At 57.0% G+C, this 23,995-nt stretch carries 20 protein-coding genes and 1 pseudogene; all 21 read right to left on the bottom strand.

What is annotated here, in order from left to right; translation table 11 throughout:
• Positions 1-311 (bottom strand): hypothetical protein (locus FHT67_RS29685; RefSeq protein ID WP_208403278.1); only part of this gene is annotated, 311 nt, incomplete at its 3' end.
• 156 nt (positions 312-467) lie between these two features.
• Positions 468-1,811 (bottom strand): UDP-glucose 6-dehydrogenase TuaD, encoded by a 1,344-nt coding sequence (gene tuaD, locus FHT67_RS12945; RefSeq protein WP_167198714.1) that lies wholly within the window; start codon positions 1,809-1,811, stop codon positions 468-470.
• Between the two features lies 1 nt (position 1,812).
• Entirely contained in the window at positions 1,813-2,709 is an 897-nt protein-coding gene (gene galU / locus FHT67_RS12940; protein ID WP_132311381.1) for a UTP--glucose-1-phosphate uridylyltransferase GalU, read from the bottom strand.
• Positions 2,696-3,871: an aminotransferase class I/II-fold pyridoxal phosphate-dependent enzyme gene (locus FHT67_RS12935; protein ID WP_167198711.1), complete on the bottom strand. Its 1,176-nt coding sequence runs from the start codon at positions 3,869-3,871 to the stop codon at positions 2,696-2,698. Before FHT67_RS12935 ends, galU begins: the two co-directional genes overlap by 14 nt.
• Before the next feature lie 237 nt (positions 3,872-4,108).
• Positions 4,109-4,777: an acetyltransferase gene (locus FHT67_RS12930; RefSeq protein ID WP_167199680.1), complete on the bottom strand. Its 669-nt coding sequence runs from the start codon at positions 4,775-4,777 to the stop codon at positions 4,109-4,111.
• A 29-nt stretch (positions 4,778-4,806) separates the two neighbouring features.
• Entirely contained in the window at positions 4,807-5,427 is a 621-nt protein-coding gene (locus FHT67_RS29980) for a sugar transferase (RefSeq protein WP_279591563.1), read from the bottom strand.
• Positions 5,428-5,541: 114 nt separating this feature from the next.
• Positions 5,542-6,555 (bottom strand): annotated as a pseudogene (locus FHT67_RS29975) (glycosyltransferase family 4 protein); the annotation flags it as partial.
• Positions 6,556-6,602: 47 nt separating this feature from the next.
• Complete coding sequence (locus FHT67_RS12920) at positions 6,603-7,649, bottom strand: NAD-dependent epimerase (RefSeq protein ID WP_132311389.1); 1,047 nt, start codon at positions 7,647-7,649, stop codon at positions 6,603-6,605.
• Positions 7,646-8,971, bottom strand: coding sequence for a glycosyltransferase family 4 protein (locus FHT67_RS12915; protein WP_167198705.1), 1,326 nt, complete (start codon positions 8,969-8,971; stop codon positions 7,646-7,648). Before FHT67_RS12915 ends, FHT67_RS12920 begins: the two co-directional genes overlap by 4 nt.
• A gap of 318 nt (positions 8,972-9,289) precedes the next feature.
• Entirely contained in the window at positions 9,290-9,970 is a 681-nt protein-coding gene (locus FHT67_RS12910; RefSeq protein ID WP_132311393.1) for an acyltransferase, read from the bottom strand.
• Positions 9,945-11,309, bottom strand: coding sequence for a hypothetical protein (locus FHT67_RS12905; protein ID WP_167198702.1), 1,365 nt, complete (start codon positions 11,307-11,309; stop codon positions 9,945-9,947). The genes FHT67_RS12910 and FHT67_RS12905 overlap by 26 nt, the downstream gene beginning before the upstream one ends.
• A complete protein-coding gene (locus FHT67_RS12900; protein WP_167198699.1) occupies positions 11,299-12,438 on the bottom strand; it encodes a glycosyltransferase family 1 protein in 1,140 nt (379 codons plus the stop codon). The genes FHT67_RS12905 and FHT67_RS12900 overlap by 11 nt, the downstream gene beginning before the upstream one ends.
• Positions 12,435-13,676, bottom strand: coding sequence for a polysaccharide pyruvyl transferase family protein (locus FHT67_RS12895; RefSeq protein WP_167198696.1), 1,242 nt, complete (start codon positions 13,674-13,676; stop codon positions 12,435-12,437). Before FHT67_RS12895 ends, FHT67_RS12900 begins: the two co-directional genes overlap by 4 nt.
• Complete coding sequence (locus FHT67_RS12890) at positions 13,673-15,079, bottom strand: oligosaccharide flippase family protein (RefSeq protein ID WP_167198694.1); 1,407 nt, start codon at positions 15,077-15,079, stop codon at positions 13,673-13,675. The genes FHT67_RS12895 and FHT67_RS12890 overlap by 4 nt, the downstream gene beginning before the upstream one ends.
• Before the next feature lie 39 nt (positions 15,080-15,118).
• Complete coding sequence (locus tag FHT67_RS12885; RefSeq protein ID WP_132311403.1) at positions 15,119-16,948, bottom strand: polysaccharide biosynthesis protein; 1,830 nt, start codon at positions 16,946-16,948, stop codon at positions 15,119-15,121.
• Between the two features lie 135 nt (positions 16,949-17,083).
• Positions 17,084-17,770, bottom strand: a complete 687-nt coding sequence (locus tag FHT67_RS12880) for a CpsD/CapB family tyrosine-protein kinase (protein WP_132311405.1) — start codon at positions 17,768-17,770, stop codon at positions 17,084-17,086.
• On the bottom strand, positions 17,757-18,521 hold the full coding sequence (locus FHT67_RS12875) for a YveK family protein (RefSeq protein WP_132311407.1): 765 nt from the start codon (positions 18,519-18,521) through the stop codon (positions 17,757-17,759). Before FHT67_RS12875 ends, FHT67_RS12880 begins: the two co-directional genes overlap by 14 nt.
• 872 nt (positions 18,522-19,393) lie before the next feature.
• Positions 19,394-20,830, bottom strand: coding sequence for an MFS transporter (locus FHT67_RS12870; RefSeq protein ID WP_167198691.1), 1,437 nt, complete (start codon positions 20,828-20,830; stop codon positions 19,394-19,396).
• Positions 20,831-21,047: 217 nt separating this feature from the next.
• Positions 21,048-21,593 carry a TetR/AcrR family transcriptional regulator gene (locus FHT67_RS12865; protein ID WP_167198688.1) on the bottom strand — a complete coding sequence of 182 codons (546 nt, stop codon included), beginning with the start codon at positions 21,591-21,593 and terminating at the stop codon, positions 21,048-21,050.
• 319 nt (positions 21,594-21,912) lie between these two features.
• A complete protein-coding gene (locus FHT67_RS12860; protein WP_167198685.1) occupies positions 21,913-22,848 on the bottom strand; it encodes an aminoglycoside phosphotransferase family protein in 936 nt (311 codons plus the stop codon).
• A gap of 72 nt (positions 22,849-22,920) precedes the next feature.
• Positions 22,921-23,991 carry a lactonase family protein gene (locus FHT67_RS12855; RefSeq protein ID WP_167198683.1) on the bottom strand — a complete coding sequence of 357 codons (1,071 nt, stop codon included), beginning with the start codon at positions 23,989-23,991 and terminating at the stop codon, positions 22,921-22,923.
• Positions 23,992-23,995: the final 4 nt, after the last annotated feature.

Raw genomic sequence — 23,995 nt, 5'->3', positions numbered from 1 at the left:
TTGCCGCTGTTGCCGTTGTTGCCGTTGTTGCCGTTGTTGCCGTTGTTGCCGCTGTTGCCTTTACCGTTGTTGCCCTTGCCGTTCTGAATGCTCTCCACTGCCTTTTGCACTTCTTGCGCAAAGTTCTGAATAACCTTCTGAATGAACGTATTGGCAAGCGGCTGGAACGACGATTGCGAGAAAAAGCTCGCGTTAACGGCAGCTGTTGGCGCTTTGGATGCCGCTGCTGCGCTCGAAGCGTTCACGATCAGCGCCGGCACAAGCAAAGCCGTAGCAGCCAGCGTTATCAGCGCCCGGAATTTCTTTTTCATACCTTCCTCCTCCTGCATTTTCTGCATTTCCTGTATTTTCGTTTATAAGGTAAACCTGCACTCCATCCGCCCGGCCGAAGCGGACTTTCATTCAAGCGCTCACCCCCTTTCGAGATCAGGATTAGCAGTTCGTTAGAGGTTCACCGAAGGCTTGCCCTACAAATTCACGGATTTGCGCTCCGCCTCATGGCGATTAACCGGACGGCGACCCACCGAATAGTAAACAAAACCGTGCTGCTCCATAACCTTCGGATCAAAGCTGTTGCGTCCGTCAATGATGATCGGCTGCTTCATCCGGTCGCGGACTTTCGCCAAATCCATGGTCAGTACTTCATTCCACTCCGTCAAAATCACGCAAGCATCGCAGCCCGCTGCCGCAAGCTCCGCCGACTCCAGATAAGCGACCTCCGCTGGCAACTGTTTCTTTGCCGCTTCGGCTGCAATCGGATCAAACGCGCGAACAACCGCTCCTTGCTTCAGCAGCTCCGGAATAATGCTTAAGGAAGGCGCTTCGCGCATGTCGTCCGTGTTAGGCTTGAATGCCAGGCCAAGCACGGCAATCTGCTTGCCCGCAAGTCCGCCAAGCGTCTCGCGAAGCTTGTCCATGACAACGAAACGCTGGCGATGATTTGTTTTGATAACGGACTTCAGCAGTTCGAAATCATACCCCGACTTGTCCGCGATATGCGCTAAAGCATAAGTGTCTTTCGGGAAGCAGGACCCGCCGTAACCGATGCCGGCCTGAAGGAATTTTTCGCCGATCCGGCTGTCCATGCCCATGCCCTTTGCTACGTCTTCAACGTCGGCGCCGACTTTCTCGCAAATGTTCGCGATGGCGTTGATAAACGAAATTTTGGTCGCGAGGAACGTGTTCGCCGCGTATTTGATCATCTCAGCGCTTTCCAGATCCGTCTTGAAAATTCGCGTGTTGAAAGGCGCATGCAGCTGCGCGATCTGCTCCGCCGCCTCCGCATTGTCCGAGCCGATAATGGCGCGGTCCATGTTCATGCAATCCGACAAGGCCGTGCCTTCGCGAAGGAACTCCGGATTGGACACGACGTCAAAGCTGGTCCATGGGTATTTCTTGTTCGCCTGAACAACCTCGCGCACAAGCTCGCCTGTGCCGACCGGCACGGTGCTTTTGTTCACGATGATTTTGTGGCCGTTCAGATGCTCGCCGATTTTCTTCGCCGCCGACATCACGTAACGCATATCCGCTTCGCCCGTCTCCGACATTGGCGTGCCAACCGCGATATACACGATATCCGAAGCTTCGATCGCTTCGCCTACTTCGGTCGTAAAGAGCAGGCGGCCCTGCTCCTTGTTGCGAAGCGCCATCTCTTCGAGACCCGGCTCATAGATCGGAATGACACCGCTATTGAGCAGGTCGATTTTGCGCTGATCCACGTCGCAGCAGATAACCCGGTTACCTACCTCGGCAAAGCAAGTGCCCGAGACAAGACCGACGTATCCGGTACCGATTACTGTAATTTTCCGCATGTTAGTTCGCCGCCTTCGTAATAAAATGCTTCTCGTACACTTGCTGCAGGTAGCCCAGCACATCCTTCTGCAGATCATCGCGCTGAAGGGCGAAGTCGAGTTGCGCTTTGATAAAACCGAACTTGTCGCCCACGTCGTAACGAACGCCCTCAAAGTTGTAAGCAAGCACGTTGCGCTGGTCGTTCAGCTTCTTGATCGCATCGGTCAGCTGAATTTCGTCGCCCGCGCCCGGGGTTTGATGCTCGAGAATATCGAAGATTTCCGGCGACAGGACGTAACGGCCCATAATCGCGTAGTTGGAAGGAGCGGCTTTTTTCGAAGGCTTCTCCACCAGACCGTCCAGGAAAAAGACCGACGGCTCGATCGACGATCCGCGAGGAGCGATAATCCCGTATTTGGATACATCCTCGTCGGCAACGCGCTGTACGCCAACAACCGAAGACTGGTAGCGGTCATAGACGCGGATCAGCTGGCTGAGGCAAGGGTCCTCGGACTGTACGATATCGTCGCCGAGCAGGACGGCAAACGGCTCGCTGCCCACAAAGCTGCGCGCGCACCAGATCGCGTGGCCGAGGCCTTTTGGCTCTTTTTGACGGATGTAGTGAATGTTCGCCATCTCGGAGATGCCGCGGATTTGCTCGAGCTCCTTCGTCTTGCCTTTCTTGGCCAGCATGTCCTCCAGCTCGAACGTTTTGTCGAAATGGTCCTCGATCGCCCGCTTGCCGCGGCCGCTGATGATCAGAATGTCTTCGATGCCGGAAGCGATCGCTTCCTCGATAATATATTGGATAGTCGGCTTGTCCACGATCGGCAGCATTTCCTTCGGTTGAGCCTTCGTTGCAGGCAGGAATCGGGTGCCGAGACCGGCAGCTGGAATTATCGCTTTACGCACTTTCATGGGACATCCTCCTCGATTTCATTTGAATGGTTTGTTTGATGCAGGTGATGACGCGGTCTTGCTCATCCCACGTGAGACTGGAGCCCGACGGCAGACAGATGCCTTGCTCGAACAGCGTGTCGGACACGCTGCTGCCCGGCTCATGCGGGAAGTACGGGTAATATTGCAAAAGCGGCTGGCGGTGCATCGGCTTCCATACCGGGCGCGCTTCGATATTGGCTTCGGTAAGCTTCTCCAACAGATCGGCCGGCGTGCAGCCCGTGATAATCGGATCGATCGTCATCGTCGTCAGCCAGCGGGTAGAGCGGCCGTATTCCGCTTCGGGCATCATGGCAATGCCTTCGATATCCGCAAAAGCATGCTTATAGCGGTTAAACACCGCTCTGCGTGCATCTACCCGTTCGTCGAGCAGCTCCAGCTGTCCGCGGCCAATACCCGCCAGCACGTTGCTCAAACGGTAGTTGTAGCCCAGCTCCGCATGCTCGTAATGAGGCTGCGGCTCGCGGGCCTGCGTCGCCCAGAAGCGCGCCTTCGACAGTGCCGCGGTATCGTCGGAGACCAGCATGCCGCCTCCGGAGGTCGTAATGATTTTGTTGCCGTTAAAGGAGTAGATCCCGAATTTGCCATGGGTACCGCTGGATTGGCCTTTGTACGTGGTGCCCAGGGATTCGGCTGCGTCTTCAATGACCGGCACGCGGTATTTGGCGCAAATCCGGTTGATGGCGTCCATGTCGGCGTTTTGCCCGTACAGGTGAACGACGATAACCGCTCTAGGCAGCTGCTTGTTGCGATGCGCTTCCTCGAAGGCGCGCTCGAGCGCCTGCGGCGACATCGTCCAGGTCTCGGCGTCGCAGTCGATGAAGACCGGCACGCCGCCTTCGTACAGCACCGGATTCACGCTTGCGATAAACGTAAGCGAGGAGACGAAAACGCGGTCGCCGCGTCCAACTCCCAGCAGCTTAAGCGCCATATGGATGGCCGCGGTGCCGGAGGACAGCGCAACTGCCCCCTTCGCTCCCACTTTCTCCGCCAGCTCGCGCTCGAACTGGTCGACATTGGGACCAAGCGGCGCGATCCAGTTCGTGCGGAAGGCTAACTCTACGTATTCGCGCTCCCGCGTTCCCAAATGCGGCGGGGATAAATAGATTCGACTGTTGTTCACGTCGCGATCAGCTCCTCTTTGTGCTGCCCGCCTCTGTCAGGGCGGGCTATGTGGTGCGCGCGGCTCGCGTTGGCAGCGCCGCGCGCTTGATTTTGGTTTGCTGCGCCGCCAGCGGCGAAGCTGCGGCGCGGGATGTGCCGTAAGGCGGATTTCCGCCTTACGGCGGTGCTTTTGCCATGGCGGCGGCTAGTGCATGCAAGGCTGTTTTCGGCCTTATACCGCCTCATTCGCGCAGTCCTACAGCGCCTTTTCCACGCTGAGGCGTGGCGGCACGACCCGTGCCGGAACGCCTACAGCGGTCTTGCCGCCGGGGATGTCCCGGACGGCGACGCCTCCCGCGCCAAGCACGGACCAGCTGCCGACGCGGATGCGCGGGATGAGCACCGCGCCGCTGCCGATATGCGCGCCTTCCTCGGCGGAGGCGGCGCCGGCCATGGTCGCGTTCGGCGATATATGCGCGAACGGGCCGACCAGCGCGTCATGCTCGACGACCGCGCCGGAGTTGATGATGGCGTGCGCGCCAACTACGGCGCCCGGGCCGATGACAGCGCCGGGCATCACCACGGCGCCAAGTCCGATGCGCGCATCCTCCGCGACAACCGCCGCGGGATGCACCAGCACGGCGTAAGAGGACTCAGGCAGAGCGAGCATCTCAACGATGGCCCGTCTCGTCCGGTTGTCGCCGATGCCGATCACCACGTGCATGCCCGGCTCATCCGCGAGAAAATGCTTCAGCGTCGCGATTGGACCATACGGCAGGCCGCCTCGCAGCTCGACGCCTGAGAAGCGGTCGTCGAGAACTGCCGCCAACCGGTAAGTTTGCGATACCCGGGCGATATCCATCAGCACCCGGCCATGTCCACCCATACCCACAACGATGAGAGGGCGTCTTGCCGGCTCCTCCATTACCCGGTATTGCTCCGTATGACCGCTAATCATGATGCATTCCCCATTTCTCTGCTTCCCGTAAATTTTTGAACGGTGGCCTGTCCCGCGCTCGAGATTCCGTCGCGCTTCAGCACCTTCCCCACAGTCCGTACCAATATGCGTAAATCAAACCAGATGCTTCGCCGCTCCACGTACGCGAGATCAAGCTTGAACTTGTCCTCCCAGGAGACGGCATTGCGGCCGTTCACCTGCGCCCAGCCCGTAATGCCCGGACGGACATCGTGGCGATGCGCTTGCTCTTCGGTATAGAGCGGGAGATATTCCATCAGCAGCGGCCGAGGCCCCACCAGACTCATATCCCCGCGAATCACGTTGAATAATTGCGGCAGCTCGTCCAGACTCAGCTTGCGCAGCAGCTTGCCGAAGGACGTCAGCCGCGCTTCGTCCGGCAGCGGCTGGCCGAACCGGTCGTACGCATCCCGCATCGTGCGGAACTTCAGCACATAGAACGGACTGCCGTACCTGCCCGGACGCTGCTGCTTGAACAATACCGGCGAGCCCAGCTTCAGCTTCACCAGGAGCGCTACGACCAGCATCACGGGCGACAGCAGCAACGCAGCCGGTACGCTGGCAATCAGATCGAACAAGCGCTTGCCAAAGGCATTCAGCCTAGCCCCTAGTCCGCGGCTCCGATCCACTTGGACCTTCGTACTGCGATACAGCCGCATCAGACGCTCGACTACCCGGGCTTCCGTAAACGCCGCTTCAATCCGCCGTCGTCCCGCATCGCCCATCCGCTTCCTTGCTTCCGGCGTGTTCATCATCGCCGCCAGCGCTTCGCCCAGCTGCATGGAATCCCGGTAAGGGACGAGCAATCCGGTCTCGGCATGCGCCACCAGCTCTCGCGTGCCCAGCACCTTGGTGGCAACTACCGGCTTGCTTAACGCCATCGCCTCCATCAAGGAGCGTGGGATGCCTTCTTTTTCCGAGGTGAGCGTTACGGCATCGGCCATGACCAGCCAAGGAATAATCGAGGATTGCTGACCGACGAACAGCACATCGTCCTCGAGGCCGCTCATTTCCGCCTGAAGCTTAATCTCCGCCTCCAGCGGGCCTTGGCCGGCCAGTACCGTTACCCAGTTCAGCGCACCAACCCGCTTGAGCTCCGATAAAGCATCAAGCAGCAGGCTATGGTCCTTCACCGGTTCGAAACGCGCCGCCATAAACAGCACCTTTTCCTCCCGGTCGATTCCATGCTTCCTGCGAAGCGCCGCCGTCTGTTCCGGCGTAACGCTACCTGCCAGTTCGTCCAAATGCTTAAGGTCTACTCCGTTGCCTTCCACGAACACCGGCCGCCAAGGCGCCAGCTTGCGAAGCACGCCGGCATCCTCCTCGTTCTGCGACGCAAGCGCATCGCAGCATGCCGCGCCAAACTTCTCCAGCATTTTGTATAACCAATAGGTCTTCCTCGGCTGCCCTTCATAAAACGGCAATCCGTGGCTCGTATGAATAACAACCGGGACCCTTGCCAGCTTCGCCGCAATCCGTCCGATGAGGCCGGCCTTGGCCGTGTGGGTATGCACAATGTCATACCGCTCCCGGCGGAACAGCTTATACATCGCAAGGATCGACCTCAGGTCGGCAACCGGTTGAATGGACCGCGCCATCGGGAGCAGCTTCCATTCGAACGGGTAGGCTTTTTCCTTCATCAGCTCCGCGTCTACACCCTCCGGAGAGGAGATGAAGGTTACCTGTACGCCTTCCTGCTGCTGAAGCAGCCGAAGCTTGTCGCCCATAATTTTGTGGCTGATGCCGGAGGTGCAGATATGGGCTATTTTTTGATTCATTGTCCCGCCGCCTTTACCGCCGTTTCCAGGTCGGAATGGGCGCCGTAATAGGACTTGTACCACTCGGCAAAACGTCCGATGCCTTCCTCAATCGATGTTTCCGGACGGAAATCCACATCCGCCATCAGTCCGTCGATGTCCGCATAGGTCGCTGTTACGTCGCCCGGCTGCATCGGCTTGAACTCCATAACGGCTTTGCGCCCCAATTTATCCTCGATCGTGTTGATGAACGCCATAAGCTCAACCGGCTTGTTGTTGCCGATGTTGTACACCTTGTAAGGCGCATAGCTCGTGCCCGGATCCGGATCGACGCGATCCCACTCCGCGTTTGGCTGCGGCGCGCGGTCGAGCAGACGGTAAATGCCTTCGACAATGTCGTCGATATACGTGAAATCGCGCTGCATTTTGCCTTCGTTAAACACCTGAATCGGCTCTCCGGCCATAATTTTCTGCGTAAAGCTGAAGTACGCCATATCCGGGCGGCCCCATGGACCGTATACGGTGAAGAACCGAAGCCCCGTTGTCGGCAGGTTATATAAATGGCTGTAGGCATGCGCCATCAGCTCGTTGGATTTCTTCGTTGCCGCGTACAAGCTGACCGGATGGTCGACGTTATCGCTGACCGAGAACGGCATGCTGACGTTGGCGCCATACACGGAGCTGGAGGAAGCGTAGACCAGATGCTTGATGCCCGCCTGCCGCGACGCTTCCAGCACATGGCCGAAGCCCTGCAGGTTCGTCTCCAGATAAGCAAAAGGATTCGTGAGGCTGTAACGCACGCCCGCCTGAGCCGCCAAATGAACGATCGTCGTAACGCCTTCCTCCCGGATCAGTGCCAGCAGACCTTCGTAATCCGCCAAATCCTGCTCGGCTCCCTTGAAGGACGGCGAAGCGACCAGCTGCGACCAGCGGTCCCGCTTCAGCTGCACATCGTAGTAATCGTTGAAATTGTCCAGCCCTACGACGCGTTTGCCTTCCTTCAGCAATCTCGCGCTCAAATGGAAGCCGATAAATCCGGCTGCTCCCGTCACCAAAATCGTCATATAGCCCCCACCCTTTCTCTGCTCTCGCTTGTGCTTGTTGTTTCGCTGCCTGTATAGGTCTCGTTTTGCTCCGTTGTGTCCGGAAGAACTAATTCCGCCGCGGCCGCGGCTTCCGCTACCGAATCTTGCAAAGCCCCTTGTCTCACCATATCGCCAAAGGACTGCCAGAACGCCTGCCGCTTCGCATCAAGCCGCTGCTTCGTGAATTGCTTCGACTTGCCGAAGTTCTCCTCTGCCTGCTCCTTCAGCCATTTGCGGTCAAACGTCGCGCGTTTGATCTGCTCGGACAGCTGGCCGACTTGGCCCGGACGATGCAGGCAGCTCTCGTGGATCAGCTCCGGAATGCCGCCTGCCGTAGATCCAAGCACCGGGCATCCCCGGCTCATCGCTTCAATCGTGGCCCGCGGCAGTCCTTCCTGGTAGCTTGGCTGCAGATACAGGTCGATGCCATCCAGCCATTCGAATACGGCCCCGCCGCTTGGCAGTACGCCTTCGAAAGAAACCATGCTTCCAATGCCCAGCTTTTCGGCCATGGCCTGCCAGCGTGCCGGGTCCCCGTCGCCAAGCACGCGGAACTTGGCTGATGGCAGTTGCTGCTTTGCTTTGGCAATGGCGCGAAGGGCAATGTCGATCCCTTTCGTGCGGCCGTTCAGCGAGCCGATCAGCCCAATCGTCATGGGCGAATCCGGACTCATCGCCTGCAGACGCTCCAACCGGCGTGTCAGCACTTCGTCGCCCGGCTCCGGAATTTCCACATTGGAGCAGGATTCCGTTTTGCCTCCAATATTCGGATAACGCTGCTGCAGGAACCGCTCCGTCACATACAGGGCATAAGGCGCGTCCTTCACGATCGCCCGCGTCTGGCTGAGCGAGAACGGCGCGTACAGCTTGCCCTGCAGATTGCCGTAATTCCATAATCCGTCCCAGGCGCAAGCTACGACTTCAACCGCATAAGGCTTGCCCATTTGGCGCGCAACCCGAATCGCTTCGGCTCCGATTTCGCTTGGCACGCGAGCGATAACGGCGTCAGCTTTGCCGATCGCTTCTTGCAGCAGCTGCTCGATGTAGCCCCGCTTGGTCATTTTATTGACCGGATTGCTCAGGGACGGAAGAACAAGAAAATCCACATTAGGTCCGCTCGACAGCGTTTTGCCCGCCATATCTTCATCCGAGGATGCTTTCTTGCCCCGGGCCGCAACCGTAATCCGGTCGAAAACGCCTAGATACCTTTCCCATACCGCATAAGGCAGCTTGCCGCCGGAGAAAAATTTCCCCGATTCGTTAAAATAAAACGTATGGTCATGTGCCCACAGCACGTTCATGTCTTTCCCTCCTTCTATTTCTAATGCCCGGCGGCGGTTTATGCCGCCTCGGGCGGATCCAACATTACCGTAAGGTCCCTTAGGGACCTTAACGACCCAAACCAGCTGCTTCTTCCGCAGCTTAAGGTCCCTTAAGGACCTTAAATATCCTGTGACCGCCGTTTTCCGCCGACGTTTGCGCCTTCGCCCACACCCTAAGGTCCCTTAGGGACCTTAACGACCCAAACCAGCTGCTACTTCCGCAGCTTAAGATCCCTTAAGGACCTTAAATACTTGCCGGCTTTAGCGCCTTCTCCAGCGCCTAATGCCTATGGCGCCCTAAGCGCCTTCCGGCGCGGGAGGCGTCACCGCTCCGATGCTCTTCACGGAGCGTGCCGGTACGCCGGCCGCCAGCGTGCCTGCCGCGACCGGCTTGTTCACGACAGCACCGGCGGCGATAACCGAACGGGCGCCAATCTCGACGCCGGCCAGGATGCGCACGCCGCAGCCGACCCACACATCGCGGCCGATCCGAATGGCCGAGCCCATGACCGGGTTGTCGCGGATCGGAAGCGACGGATCGTTCCAGGTATGCTGGAACGACACAACCGAAGACTGATGCGCGATCGATACTTCATCCTCGATGATCAGTCCGCCGTAAGCATCGATGTAGCATTGCTTATGGATGCTTACATTCGAGCCGATGACCAGCCGCTCCGGATAACGGAGCTCGACCGAGCGCCCGATTAACACATTGTCGCCGCAGCGCTTCGCCATTCTTCTCAGCAGGACGTACCGCATCGCGACGCCCGGCAAATCCGGCAGCCAGTCGCTTAAGACCCACATCCACTGCAGCAGCGGCCTTGGCACCGGCTTCAGCATGGCCTCCGCTATACGCAGCAGGCCGCGGAACCGGCCGAACTGGTCTCGTCCTCTTTTTTTCGTCTTATGGACCGCACTCCGTTCCAATCGATCTCCCGTCCATTCACCTGCCCTACGTCGTTGTTCTTGTTCCGCCATGCGCTTGCGCCCCCTTTCCGCCGGCAAGCCTATCATGCCAAGCAGGTGCTGCCGCACCTCCAGCCGGCACTCGAGCAGCTTCTTGCTGCTTCAGCTCGCGGTCTTGTTTGGCCTTTAAAGATTGAATTTTCCGATGTTTCAGAATAAAGATTTTGCGGCACCACATAATGGCGTAGGCAGCAATCGTATAAAGAATCGGAAGTACCGGCAGCTTCTTGCGCACCATGTTATCCCCGATCGTCCCGACGCCATAGTCCAGCTCGCGGCCCGTAATCGTGACATAACCGACCAGCACCAGCGTGCAGGCATAGGTGAAGATCAATGCCGCCGCCATCAGATAAAACTTTCTCGTCTCCTTGTAGACGATCGCCTGATAGACCGAGATTATCAGGATAATTCCCATAAACACCGCTTCCAGCGTGCGAAGCAGCAGCTCCGGCTCCCAGTTGCTGAAGTTGATCGGATTCGGACTGAGAAACAGGAAGATCGACAGCATCGTAGCGTTAATGATGCCAAGCGGCCCAATTTGCAGGAACAAGAGACCTGCCGCTCCAGCCATGACGCACATGGAAGTGCGGACCTTCTGGGTATACAAGAAGTAAAAGCTGAGCGTATAGATAATCGCGTAATCCCTCAGCCCCGTCGCGTACAGGATGACAAGAATGAACAGCAGCCATCTCTTGCGGACGAGCAGCAGGGCCCCAAGCAGCCCCAGCCATACGCAGGTAATGTCTTTGGCGAACAAGGAGGACATGTACATCAGCGACGGACTCAGCATTAACCCGACTACCGAAACGATGACAAAAGGCTGCTTCGCGTTCTCCGGATCCGGAAGCTCGTACCCGAAGCGGCTTGCGTTCAGCTTGTACGTGCTGTTGACGATCAGGATGAGCAGCACCGTGTTGAACAAAATAATCGCCAGCGGATCGTCCAGCTCCAGCCATTTGAAGAACGGCATGTACAGCAGGCCGAATACCGGGTACGCGGAAATGTTCATCCAGCTGGTCTGAATTTGCTCCATGGCATACGGCATAAATTGCGACAGCTTCTCGAAGGTGGTTACCTGCTCGTAATAGTGGATCTCGTCCGGACCGGCCAGCGGATTAACGGTTGCCGCGTAGATCGCTTTACCCGCCAGCGTAGCCGTAAAGCTCGCCATCAGCAGCACCGGCGCATTCGGCCAGCGCATGAGCACGAAGAACGGCAGCAGCAGCCCGCTGTAAAGAATAAGCGAAAGCCTCTCATCCGCGGCAAAAGCCCACTTCGCCGTCAGTATCAGCAGGACGGAATAACCGACAAGCATGATTTTCCGCGTATCGACTAAACGGTCAGCCTGCATACAGACGCTCCAGCTTTTCCGCGCTTACGCGGATATCGTAGCCGCGCTCGCCCAGCGCAGCCGCTCTTTCCTCCCAATCCCCGCCGCTTAGGGCTCTCCGCTCGCCGATGCTGGCCATCGCTTCCGCCCAGCGCTCCGGAGGGTCGTTCAGCGCAAGACGCTCGATCAAGCCGATTCGCAAATCCGCTTCCCTCGGCACCGTCTCGGAGATCAGGCAAGGCACGCCGGCAGCTTGCGCTTCAATGAGCACGATGCCAAGTCCCTCGTATAGCGACGGCAGGACAAAAGCGTCCAGCGAGCCAAGCAGCTCCGGCACATCCTTGCGGAGGCCCAGGAAGTTGACTTTGCTCTCTATGCCAAGTCCGCGCGCCTTCTCTTCCATCTCCGCCCTCAGCGGTCCGTCGCCGCAGAGCAGAAGACGGGACTTCGGGCGCAGCTTCACCAGGCTTGCGAAGCTGTCCAGCAGCAGCGCGTGATTCTTCTGCTTGCTGAACCGGCCGATATGGCCAATCAGCAGCTCATCCTCCGCCGCGCCGAAGCGGCGGCGAAGCTCCTCGCGGTTCTGCCGGACAAGCGACTCGTAAGGAGCCAGCGTAATGGCGTTCGGGAACACGTCCACGCGCCCGTCCTTCCAGCAGCCGTCCCCGAATAGCGACTCGCAGGCCGCCCGCGAGCAGCCCAGCATATTCGTGGAATGCCGGCTGATGAGGCTGCGCATATACGAACGGTACAGATTGCGAACCAGCGAAGTCGACTTGCTGTCGCTTGTGTTGTGACTATGGCTGATCCGTACCGGCACGCCCAGCTTGTCCGCCAGCTTAAGCACGTACCCGCTGAAGCCGAATACATGACTGTGCACCGCGGCGTAAGGACCGTATTTGTTCATGTTGGCCGTCAGCTGCTTGCGGAAGGAACGGATTCCGTCCTTTGGCGGCGGCTGCACAAAGATGGTTCCTCCAAGCGCCCGGATCTCGTCATCGTAGAAGGAAGGCTCCGGCGACTGTACGGCAAAGTGAAACTCGTATTTGTCCCGGTCAATGTTCCGGTATACATTCATCAGCAGCGTTTCGATGCCGCCGGGATGCATGCGTCCAACGACATGCAGCACTTTAATTTTGGTATGGCTCATGGCAGTATTCTCCCGATATGTTCATAGAGCTGCAGTTTCTTGGCGTCAATGGCCGGTCCAGAGTCCGCCATCCGGCCGTCCACCGCCGCGGCAAGCTGCTGCCTGCTCTCGCGGAAGTCGATCAGCTGGCTCTTCATGCCAAGATCGGCGAAAATATTCTCAAGCTTCCGGTCCCAGATCAGACCGTACGTCGGCTTGCCCATTGCAAGCGACGGAATGCAGGCGTGGAGCCGCTGCGCAATAACGGTGTCGCAGGCGGCAATCGTGCCGACCAGCTGTTCTACCGTTGTCGGATACGGGGTGAACTCGACACCCTTCACTCCAGCCAGGCGCGGCTTCACAAACTCCTCGACAAAGGCGTTATCCGATGCCGCGCCGTTGGTGAAGAAGCTTACGCTATGCCCCGCTCCAATCGCGACCTTCGCCGCCTGCAGCCACCAATCGGCGCAAGCCTCGCGCTCCCATCGGAGCTCGCAGTGACGGTTCATTTCATGCGGATCCATGACGCCAAGGCCAACCTTTCGTCTCCCCGGCTTTTCCTGTCCCGCCGCCGCCTCCGTCAGGCCGAAGGCCTCCGGCGTGAACAGCGCCGGGTCGGCTAAAGTAACCGTCTTGACCGCAAGCTTCGGATCAAGGTCAAGCAGGAAACGCCGCGAGTCTTCGTCCCGCACCGCGATCGATGTTGCATACCGGCAAGCCCCAAGCAGCCAGCGTTTGGCTTGCGTGCTCCAAGGCCCGCGCGCGCCAACAAGCAGAATATGAAGCGGCTTGCCTTGACGCTTGGCTTCCTCCGCTACGCGGCGGACGGCCAGCGGAAACGTCCAATACGTATCGATGAGCAGATGCCCGCCCCCGATAAATACCGCTTCCGACTCCTCTACTGCCTGCTGCAGCTCGCGGTTCAGCTTCTCGTTCTTGCTGCGGTGAATCCAATAAGCCTTCAGGCGCCGGAGCGCATCCGGCGTCATCTTCTTGCTCGAGCCGGCGCTGTTCAGCTTGACGGCCGGTGCCGAAGCATAATGCACGGCCGCCGAAGCCGGAGGGCCGGTTAACGCGTAATGCAGGCCGCCCCGCGCCGAGTAGATCGGCATCGATTGATCGCAGCGGCCGTCAAGCAGGTCGAAATGAATAACCTGATGTTTGCCGCGCATCGAGATAATGCGGTTTAACGTATAAGCGATGAGGCCATCGCCTAAATTCGGCGACTTCGGAACCCCCGCCAGCAATACTTTCTTCACGAGTAATTCCCCCTCTTTCTTGCGAATGACAGGCTTGGCGCCCAAGCAAGCGTCTGAACGCCCGGTTTGCGCCTGACGAGCAGAACGGCCGCCGAGTTCCAGACGATAATCGACAGGGTAGAGGCGAGAGCTCCGCCAAGCATCCCCATTGTCGGGATGAGCAGCGCATTAAGCGCCGCATTCACGACCGCGGCAGCGATCAGCACTTTGGTGAGCGCGTTCTGGCGTCCGGTCATCGTAGCGACGGTGCCGTTCTGCCCGCAATAAGCGCTGAACAGCTGGCCGAAGGCCAGAATCAGCAGGGACGGATAGGCCTTCGTGAACTCCGGACCAAAAAATCCCAGCGTCCAATGGCCAAGCACGACGAAGTAGGCAAACACAACCGCCGCGAAAGCAAATCCGATCCGTCCCGTGCGGAGGCATACCCGCTGGAGACCGGCCATATCGCCTTTTGCATACTTTTCGGATACAAGCGGCGATGCCGTCATATTCACGGCGGTCAGCATAAACGACACCAGGACGGCCAGCCGGACCGCTGCCGAGAAGAGCCCCGACTCGGTCTCGCCTCTCATAAAGCCCATCATTAACACGTTTAATTGTCCAAGAATCAAATACATGCCGGCATTAATCATTAACGACGATGATAATCGCAGCCAGCCGCGCGTCTCGTAGTTCGGCTTGACCGCAGCCGTCTGCGGGCCAATCCGCTTCTTCAGCACAATCGCGCCAATCACGTACGTGACGGCCGTTGCTATCGCGAAGCAGAGCAGTGCCATCGCGGCTCCAAGCTTCACGCCGGCAGCGCCAAGCGCCGCGACAAACCCAATCGTCAGTACCGGGCGGATAATCTTTTCCGGCATTTGCGCGAATAACGCGTCCTTCATCGCCTGCAGCGCGCTTTGGCGCAAGGTAGCGAGAGTAAGAAGCGGAATCGCGGCAAAGCCGGCGATATAAGCAATCGTCTTGGCGTGAGCTTCGCTTCCGCCTGTTCCGCCCCTGCCCCAGTCCATCAGAGCAACAACGGCTATGCCGATAAGCGCGGCCAGAACGGATAGCGTAAAGCCAATCTGATTGCTTCGGCGAAGCAGCCCTTTGATTAACGGCCAGTCGCCTTTCACCCGATAGGCGGAGACCAACTTTACCGTTGCGGTATCGAAGCCAAGCTTCGCCGGGAAAACCATAAACGTAACCACCGTCGTTACAAACGCGTATATTCCGTAATCCTGCACGCCGAGCAGCCGGGCCAGCGCAATCTGCAGCAGCATCGCCAATCCCATCCCAACGGAGTTGATCAGGAAGCTGGCGCCTCCTCCCCGGCTAAGCCGCGAAGCAATTAGCGTTCGAATCGAGCCTGCGCCCGCGCTTGCGCTCGAGGCGCTGCCCTCCTTGACGCCGAGTTTCATGCTGCACACTCCTCAAAAGATAAACATTAGTTAACCGCGTTAACCTGCAGCCGTTGCGCCGCCATTGCGGTAGGTAGGCACCAGATGCTGCAGAACCGCGCGGATATCGTCCGGATGCTGGCCAAGCACCTTTTCCATTTTGCGAATCTCGAAATCAAGCTCTTTACGGTTGAGCTGTACCGGTCTTCCGATAAAGATCCGGTTATGCTTCGTCGAAGAAAGGCCTTCTTCATTCGTCAGCAGCTCTTCATACAGCTTCTCGCCTTCGCGCATGCCGGAGAACGTAATGTCGATATCGACATGCGGCTCGTAGCCCGACAAGCGGATCAGGTCGACGGCCAGATCGTAAATTTTGACCGGCTTGCCCATATCGAGGATGAATACCTCGCCGCCCTTGGCGAACGAGCCTGCTTGAATAACGAGCTGGACGGCTTCCGGGATCGTCATGAAATAACGCACCATCTCCGGATGGGTAACCGTTACCGGACCGCCTTTGACAATCTGCTCCTTGAAGCGCGGAATAACGCTGCCGCGGCTGCCAAGCACGTTGCCGAACCGTACCGCTACGAACTTCGTGTTGCTGTGCATGTCGAGAGATTGAATAAACATCTCGGCGATCCGCTTCGTTGTCCCCATCACGCTTGTCGGGTTAACGGCTTTATCCGTCGAGATCAGCACGAAGCGTTCCGCTCCGTAGGCGTCCGCGCATTCGGCAACGTTTTTCGTTCCGAAAACGTTGTTCTTGATGGCTTCCGCCGGGTTACGCTCCATCAGCGGTACATGCTTGTGAGCTGCGGCATGGAAAACGACCTGCGGCTTGAATTTGGCAAACACGCTGTCGATCCGCGTTCGGTCCTGTACATCGGCGATAACCGTCTCGATAGGCAGATTCGGGAATGAGCTGCGCATTTCCATCTCAATCGTGTAAATACTGTTCTCGCCGTGGCCAAGAAGCAGCAGCTTGCTTGGTTTGAAAGGCGCGATCTGGCGGCAAAGTTCGGAGCCGATCGAACCGCCTGCTCCCGTTACGAGAACGACTTTTTCTTGCACGTATCCGGCGATGTGCTCGAGATCCGTACGGATCGGGTCGCGGCCAAGCAGGTCCTCTACGCTGACATCGCGCATGCGGCCTGCCGCGCCGCGGTTATCAATCATGTCCTGAAGATCCGGAACGATCTTCAGCTTCGCTTTTGTTGTTTTGCAAAGATTAACCAGCTCGGAAATTTGAGTCTTCGATACCGAAGGCATCGCGATAATAATCTCGTCGATTTGATGCGATTCCACCACGCAAGCAATCTCCTTGCGGTTGCCGAGAACCTGCAGCCCCAGGATATCCATCCGGTGCTTGTACGGGTCGTCATCGATAAAACCAACCGGCGTAACGCTGACGCCGTCGTTCTGCATCATTTCTTTCGCGATCAAGGTCCCGCAGCTCCCCGCTCCGATAATAAGCGCGCGACGGCCGCCTGCCGGCTTGCTCACGCTGTATTTATCGCAGAAGATGCGCCAGGCAAGGCGCGGAGCGGTAAGCAGCAGAAAAGTGCCTGCCGCGTGATGCAGCATAAGCAGCGGATGAGCTTCACCCTGCATCACCCACCAGGCAGCAAACGGAACGACAGCGGAGACCAGGGCAACCTGCAGCAGGCAAAGCATGTCCGAAATGCCGGTATACTGCCAGATCCGGCGGTGAAGACGGAGACGGTGGAGCCGCCAGAAGCCTACGACTGCCGCTAACGCTGCATAAGACAGCCAGGCAACCGCCCCGCCTTGTGGCGCCGATGGTTCAAGCGCATACGCGATGGCGAAGCTGGCAAGCACGGCTGCCAGATCCCCCGCCACAATAACTTTTGTCCGATAATGAGCCCGCATTTTTATTTTCCTCCTAAAATGAATTACTTTACCAACGGTAAAACAGCTACGTTTGCGGTAATTCATACTTCGTAAGCATCAGCTTTTCCCTTTGCGTTTATCTATTTATGGTTCTGCTTTAGAGTCTGATTCGTCTCACGTCCGATCGGCGTATTCGTAGTAAGGTCCCGCTTCGCGATGGGTCGTCTGGTTCAGCGCGATGCCAACGATTCTGGCCTGCACGAATTGCAAGGCGTTTTTCGCTTTGATGGCATGCTGCTTCTTGCCGGTACGCGCATTGACGACCAGCAGTACGCCATCGCATTTGTTTGCCACAACCTGCGCATCCGCTACGGCCAGGACCGGCGGCGTGTCGATCAGCACCATATCGTACTGCTCGCGAAGCTTCCCAAGCAGCTCTTCCATTCGGGAAGATCCCAGAAGCTCCGACGGATTCGGCGGTACCGGCCCTGAAGGCAGTACGTCTAGTCCCTTAATGCGGGTTTCCTTGACGACTTCCCTAAGATCGGCCTGCCCGGATAACACATGCGACAGTCCCGTGCGGTTGCTGAGCCCAAAGTTGTAATGGGCCGTTGGCTTCCGAAGATCCGCATCCACCAGAATGGTGCGCCTCTCCATCTGCGCATAAGTGACTGCCAGATTCATAATGGTCGTCGACTTGCCCTCTTCCGGCCCCGCCGAGGTGACCATCAGAAGCTGCAGCGGGCGGTCCGTCTCGGCGTATTGCAGATTCGTACGCAAGGTACGGTATGCCTCCGAGATCGGGGAAGTGGGGTTAGCCTCGGCGACAACCGGGCGAAGTTTGAGATCACTGCGCGACATTGCTATTCTCCCCCTCCTTTCCTATCGTGATTTTGCCTGCGGCCAGTGCCTTCGGCTTCAGATCGCCTTGCTTAATATTCGGTATGGCTGCCAGCGTAGGAAGGCCAAGATACCGTTCCACGTCGCTTTCCGTCCGTAACGTATCGTCAAAGTAATTAAGAGCCAGTACCAGCGTGATCGACAGCAGGAAGGCAGCGACAAATCCGATCGCGATGTTCAGCTTGGTCTCCGGCTTCACCTTCATCGGCTGGTCGTTCGAGTCCGCGGTATGAAGGATATACACGTTGTCGACCTTCATGATGAGCGGGATCTGCTGCTGGAACACATAAGAGACGGTGTTAACGACTTGCGCCGCTCTTTTGTAATCCGTGTCCAGATAAGAGATGGTGACCACCTGCGTACCGTTCACCGAGCTGAATCGGATATTATGCATCAGCTGCTGGGTCGTCAGCCCAAGCTCGGGATGCTTCTGCACCACCAGATCCATAATGGCCGGAGTCTTGATAATTTCCTTGTACGTGTTGATTAAGCTTAAATTCGTGTTGATCATATTCAGATCGAGCTTGAATGATCCCGCCTGACCCGCTGTCGAATTGACGATCAGCTTCGTATAGGCTTCATAGACGGGCTTCATCACCCAGGCGCTGTAGGCTCCCGCCGCAGACGCACCGAGTACGGTCACGAGAATGACCAGCCAAAGCTTTTTCCGAATGAGCCACACTATTTCCTTTAAATCCAGTTGGCTGCTCAAAACGACAATAACCTCCATCCCTTTCCATCAACATTCGACTTTGATTATGTCATAAGGGTTATGGGGACATAGAGGGAAGAAGGTAATATTTTCAATTAGGCGGCTGTTATCATTTTTTGACTATGTATGGCATGCTGAATTTCCTAGCATTTCATATTTCTAATCAAGAATTAATCGTTTTGAGAGAATAATTTCCAGTAATTTCGAGGTTTATTACGTGCAAATTTCATTTATGGCCAAGTATTTCATACACAACCTGAGGCACAGATTCAGGACGTCCGGGAAAATCGCGTTGCGCCGCATAGTAACAGGCTTTCGCGGGGACCGAAGGTTGAGGAAGCTGCTACAGATAGTCGCACCCAAAATCGCATGCAAGGGACTTTCGCCGTACGGTTGTCCAATAATCGGGATAATGCCTGGGAGGGTGAAAAGGATAAGAGGATTCTCATATTCCTTAGCCCTCCCGATTTCCTGCCCGTTGGCCTAGGTTTGACGCTAATTCAGAGTCCATTGGCCCCTGAAAAGGCAGGATCGGACTTTTTTTGAGTTGTCGGAAGAAGGCATTTCCCCTTATGAAACATCTAACTCTTTGTTAATTCCGACCGTTTTCATAGAAAATAACGTTTTTCCCCTTCAATCCCGTCTTTGTCTATAAACCAATTGTAAAATAAGCTAGTCCAGATGTAGGACGATGGGCAATGGACTCCACACCCGAAGGGTTCCGAACCGCGGTCCCGTAGTCCGACAGGACCGATGCCCGCGACAAATTGTAACCGTTTGCAGGAAGCGTTTTTCGCATAAAAAAAGCCCAGCCTGGTCTTTTGGAAGACCGGACTGGACTTGTTTCTTCTATATAATAGATGAAGGAATTGTTAATTGCTTGTTTCGACGCGCGGCGTTGGAACTGCTGTATCGCTTGCGGCAGTTGCAGCAGGCTTGCCCCGGCGAACCAGAAACGCGACCGACAGGAAACCGATCGCCAGCATGGCCGCAAGAACAAACAACGCCGGAACGAGATGATCGCCGAAGGCCTCGGGCGAAGTGATGGCTCCGCCGCTTTCGAAGATCAAGCCGCTGATCGCTACGCCAAACACGCCGCCCAGCTCGCGGGAAGCATTGCTCAAACCGCTGGCTTCACCGGCCGCATGCTCGGGAACGGACGTCAGAATACCGTGGGACAACGGGGTAAAGCTGAAGCCCATGCCCGCGCCAACCGCAACCATCGCCGGAACGATGTAGCCAAACGGGAAGATCGCGCCTTGGCCGATAATCATAAGGGCAAAATAGATCATAGCCGCCGTCTGGAGGAACAGACCGAAGAGCAGAATTCTTTTCGAGCCGTATTTGCCGACGAGCAGGCCCGCAAGCGGTGCGCAGATCATCGTGCAGACCGTCCAGACCATTTCCCTTACGCCTGCTCCAAGCGCCGAATAGCCTTGGGCTTGCTGCAGGAACAACGTAAGCAGGAAGATCGCGCCAAAAATTCCGGCATTCATCCAAAAGCCCGCCGATAAGTAGGCGCTGTAAGTCCGGCTTTTGAAATAGGCGAATTGAACGAACGGCTGCTTCCGGCTGCGTTCCCAGAAATAAAAGGCCAGCAGCAGAACCGCGCCGCCCGCAATGGCGCCCCAGACGCTAAAGGCGTCCCAGCCCTCGGAGTTGCCGCGCATTAACCCAAACACGATACCGAACAACGATACGCCCAGAAGCACAATCCCCGGCAGGTCCAAAGGCTTGCGTTCACCCTTCGATTCCGTCAGCCACAACGCGCCAAGGATAACGGCAATGATGCCAACCGGCACGTTAATCCAGAAAACCATTTCCCAAGGCGCGCCATTAATAATAATCCCGCCGACCAAGGGCCCAATGGACAGCCCTAGTCCGGAAATACCGGACCATAGGCCGATAGCCGCGGCGCGTTTCTCGGGAGGAAAGGCCGCATTCACGAGCGTTAAGCTGAGCGGAATGATAGCCGCGCTGCCGATCCCCTGCAGCGCCCTCGACAGCGACAGCTCGATGGAGCTGGTACTGAGAGCCGAAGCAAGCGAGCCAAGCGTGAACAACACGATGCCGAGCAGGAATATTTTTTTGCGGCCAAATCGGTCGCCAATCGCGCTAAACGGAATAAGCAGCACCGCAAAAGCTAACGTATACGCATTGAGGAACCATTGCAGGTCGGACATGCTGGCGTGAAATTCCTCCTGAATGGAAGGCAGCGCCACCCCGATAACCAGATTGTCGAGCATGGCCATAAACAAAGCGATACAGGTCACAACAAGCAGCCGAACGCGGGAAGCGGTAGAAAACATGTTAAAACCTCTCCTTTTTTTGGTTTTTTATTTATCGATTAATAAATACAAGCATAAAAAAATATAGATCTAGATGGGATGGCGAATCAGATGCATGCTTGGTCCTCCTTACGCAAATTATTTAATTAATTATTTATTAATAAATAAATGAATAGCCTTTAAAAAATCCGCTTTGGAGCAAACGGATTTTATCACGCAGCCGGAACGGCTTTGGATGCTACTCAGTGTGGCCCAGATCTCCCAGATCTCCAAGCACGGGAAGTTCAAGGATTTCGGACATGGTAATTACCATGCCGCAGCCGATAAAGGTCGAAGCTTGCTGGCTTGGATTCGGGATCCCCGCCCGCTTGAACCGTTCTGTAATGAGTTGATGCACTTCGGCGAATCTCTGCTTCACGATCTCGCGGACGTTCGGCTCCGGCGTCGTGTAAGACTGCATGCAGAGCAGCGTCTCATCCCGGTGAGCGGCCATTAGCTCATTGAAGGCTTCCCCCATATGATGGTGGAGCATTTCCGCCGGGGCTTCTACTTGGGAGAAAGCGTGCAGCAATCGTTTCTGCGCTCTCTCGAGGACAGCGAGGTACAATATTTCCTTCGATTTGAAGAAGTGAAACACGTAAGGCTGAGTGACCCCAACCTCTGCAGCAACCATAGCGGTTGTTGTCTTGTAATACCCGTTATTCGCAAATAGCGAGGCAGCTGCATCTAATATCTGTTCTTTCCGATTCGTTACAGCGTGGAAGTCTTTTTCTCTTGGCGTCATAGGCAACCTCGTTTATTTATTTATCAATAAATTACTGTATACGATTGGAAATGTCAATAGGCTCCATCCAGATAAATTTCTGCGATATGGAAAAAGCCGACGGATGTCGGCTTGATCGGCGCTCATATCTTGAGGCAACCTCCATGGTCATCGCTCACCCAGCCCCCGCGTTCGAACGTCGGACCCTCCGTAACTCACCTAGTCCGGATGGCTCACCCCGCTGTAAGACGGTTTTCACGTCTTATTTGGCAGTTCTACCCCACACTCGAGCGTCTGCCCCATTGCAGCACGGTTTTTTCCTCTTATTGCGACTGAGGCATCAGTTAGAAGAAGTGGGCAGCTCGTCGAGCAGCTCCTCGAACCAAGCTGCTCGCTCCAGCGCGGCGGGGATATCGCCGACGCCGTCTTCGTCGCACCATGCGGTAGACAGCACCGCATGAGCGAAACCCCACGCCAGTAGCCTGGCGTGGTCCAAACCAAGGGCGCCGCACAACAGCTCCGCGCGGCGCCGGATCACTTCCCGCTGCCCCTTCGGCGGCAGCTGGTTCAAGAGCAGCGGAATCGTTCCGTATTCCGCTTCCCCAACCACGCCCTTCGGGTCAATGGCCAGCCATCCCGGCCCGCCATGACCCGAAGACAAAATATTCCCATGGTGCAAGTCACCATGGAGCAAGAACAACCCGCCGCCCTCTCCGAGCAGGCGGCGAAAAACCGCCTCCGCGCGGCCGACCACGCGCTCCGGCAGCGGCCCCGTGCCGCCGCCATGCCGCTGGCGCAGCCGGGCGAGGCCCGCGGCCCAGTCCGCTACGGACGGGAATTCTCCCCCGTCCGGCGCGGGAACCGCCAGCCGCCGCATCACCTCGGCGGCCGCGAGCGTCCGCTCGTCGTCGCCAAGCTCCGACTCCGCCAGCGTAAGCCCAGGCTGGACGCGCTCAATCAGTAGCGCGCCCCGCTCCCCGTCCGCGGCAAGCACGCGCACCGCGCCGCGGCCGTCATATAGCCGCAGAGCCGCCAGCTCCGTGCGGAATTCCCGGCTTGGCACGCCAAGCTTGAGTACGGCGGGCGTTCCGTCCCGCAGCACGGCCGGGGCAACAAAATTATAAGACAAAACAAAAGGAGACGGCAGTTCCACCGTCATCCCCCATTTTTCCTCGCAGTCCTGCAGCAGCTTATCGAAGCCCGCCAGCCACTGCTCTCCTTTTTCGCCGTGAACCGATCTGATCGTCTGACACAAATGCTCTGGAATCTGCATCATGCACTCTCCCCCGGCATTCTTACGCTCGCCATTCTCTTATTTACAACCCTGGGCTCCCCTTCACCAATACGGCTACAGCTTAACCGGAATAACGCATACCGGCTGGGAAATCTCGATTGAATAACCCGTATACACCGGCATACCCGACTCGCTGATGCGGAATACCGCTGCGTTATCGGTATCCTTGTTCGCCGTAATCGCGAATTGGCCGCCCGGTACCAAGGCAAAATGCCGCGGATGCTTTCCTTCCGTCGACGCATGCCCAACCAGCGTCAGCTGGCCGCTCTCCGCGTCCACCGCAAATACGGCAAGACTGTCATGACCGCGGTTCGAGCCATAAAGGAAACGGCCGTCCTCGGAAATCGCGATTTCCGCGGTGCCATTCGTTTCAGCGAACCCTTCCGGCAAAGTCGATACCGTCTGCACGGCCTCAAGCGTACCTTTGGACGCATCATAACGGAAGGAAATGATCGTCGAATCCAGCTCGTTAATCACAAAAGCAAACTGCCCGTTCGGATGGAATCTCATATGGCGCGGACCCGCACCGGGCTGCACAACGGTTTCGCCGTGACGGACCAGCTTGCGGTTTTCTTTGTCCAGCGTGTAAGCGACGATCCGGTCAATCCCGAGATCCGGCACAAAAATATAGTTGCCGTCCGGGCTGAAGTTCGTGCTGTGCGGATGCGGCGTCTTCTGGTTCGGGTGAGGGCCGCTTCCTTCATGCTGCTGAATATCGAGAATCTCGCCGATCTCCCCGTTATCCGAGAGCGACACAAGGCTGATCCGGCCGCCATGGTAGCTGCACAGCAGTACAAATTCGCTGTTCGCATCACGCTGAATATGGCAGGACGGTGCCGTAATGGCAAGCTTACGGTTTAATGGAGCAAGACCGCCGACTTCGATCGAAAAAGCAACCGCATCGCCAACCTTCTCCCCTTCCGCATCCGCGCCTTCCGCGATGGCATACAGTCTGTTTTTCGCCGCATCAACGTTAAGGAAGGTTGGATTTTTTAATCCGGATACCTGCTCCTTGAGCGTAAGCGTCCCTTCCGCCGCATCAAATTCGTAACGGTACACGCCGCTGTTCTCCGCTTCCGCGTAAGAGCCGATAAATACCGTCAATTTGTCATTATGTAAGGTCATGAAT

This window comes from Paenibacillus sp. BK720 (assembly GCF_011761545.1).
In the GTDB taxonomy this organism is placed as follows: domain Bacteria; phylum Bacillota; class Bacilli; order Paenibacillales; family Paenibacillaceae; genus Pristimantibacillus.
Note: the sequence above shows the minus strand (reverse complement) of the source record. Positions and strands in the feature narration are given on the sequence as shown.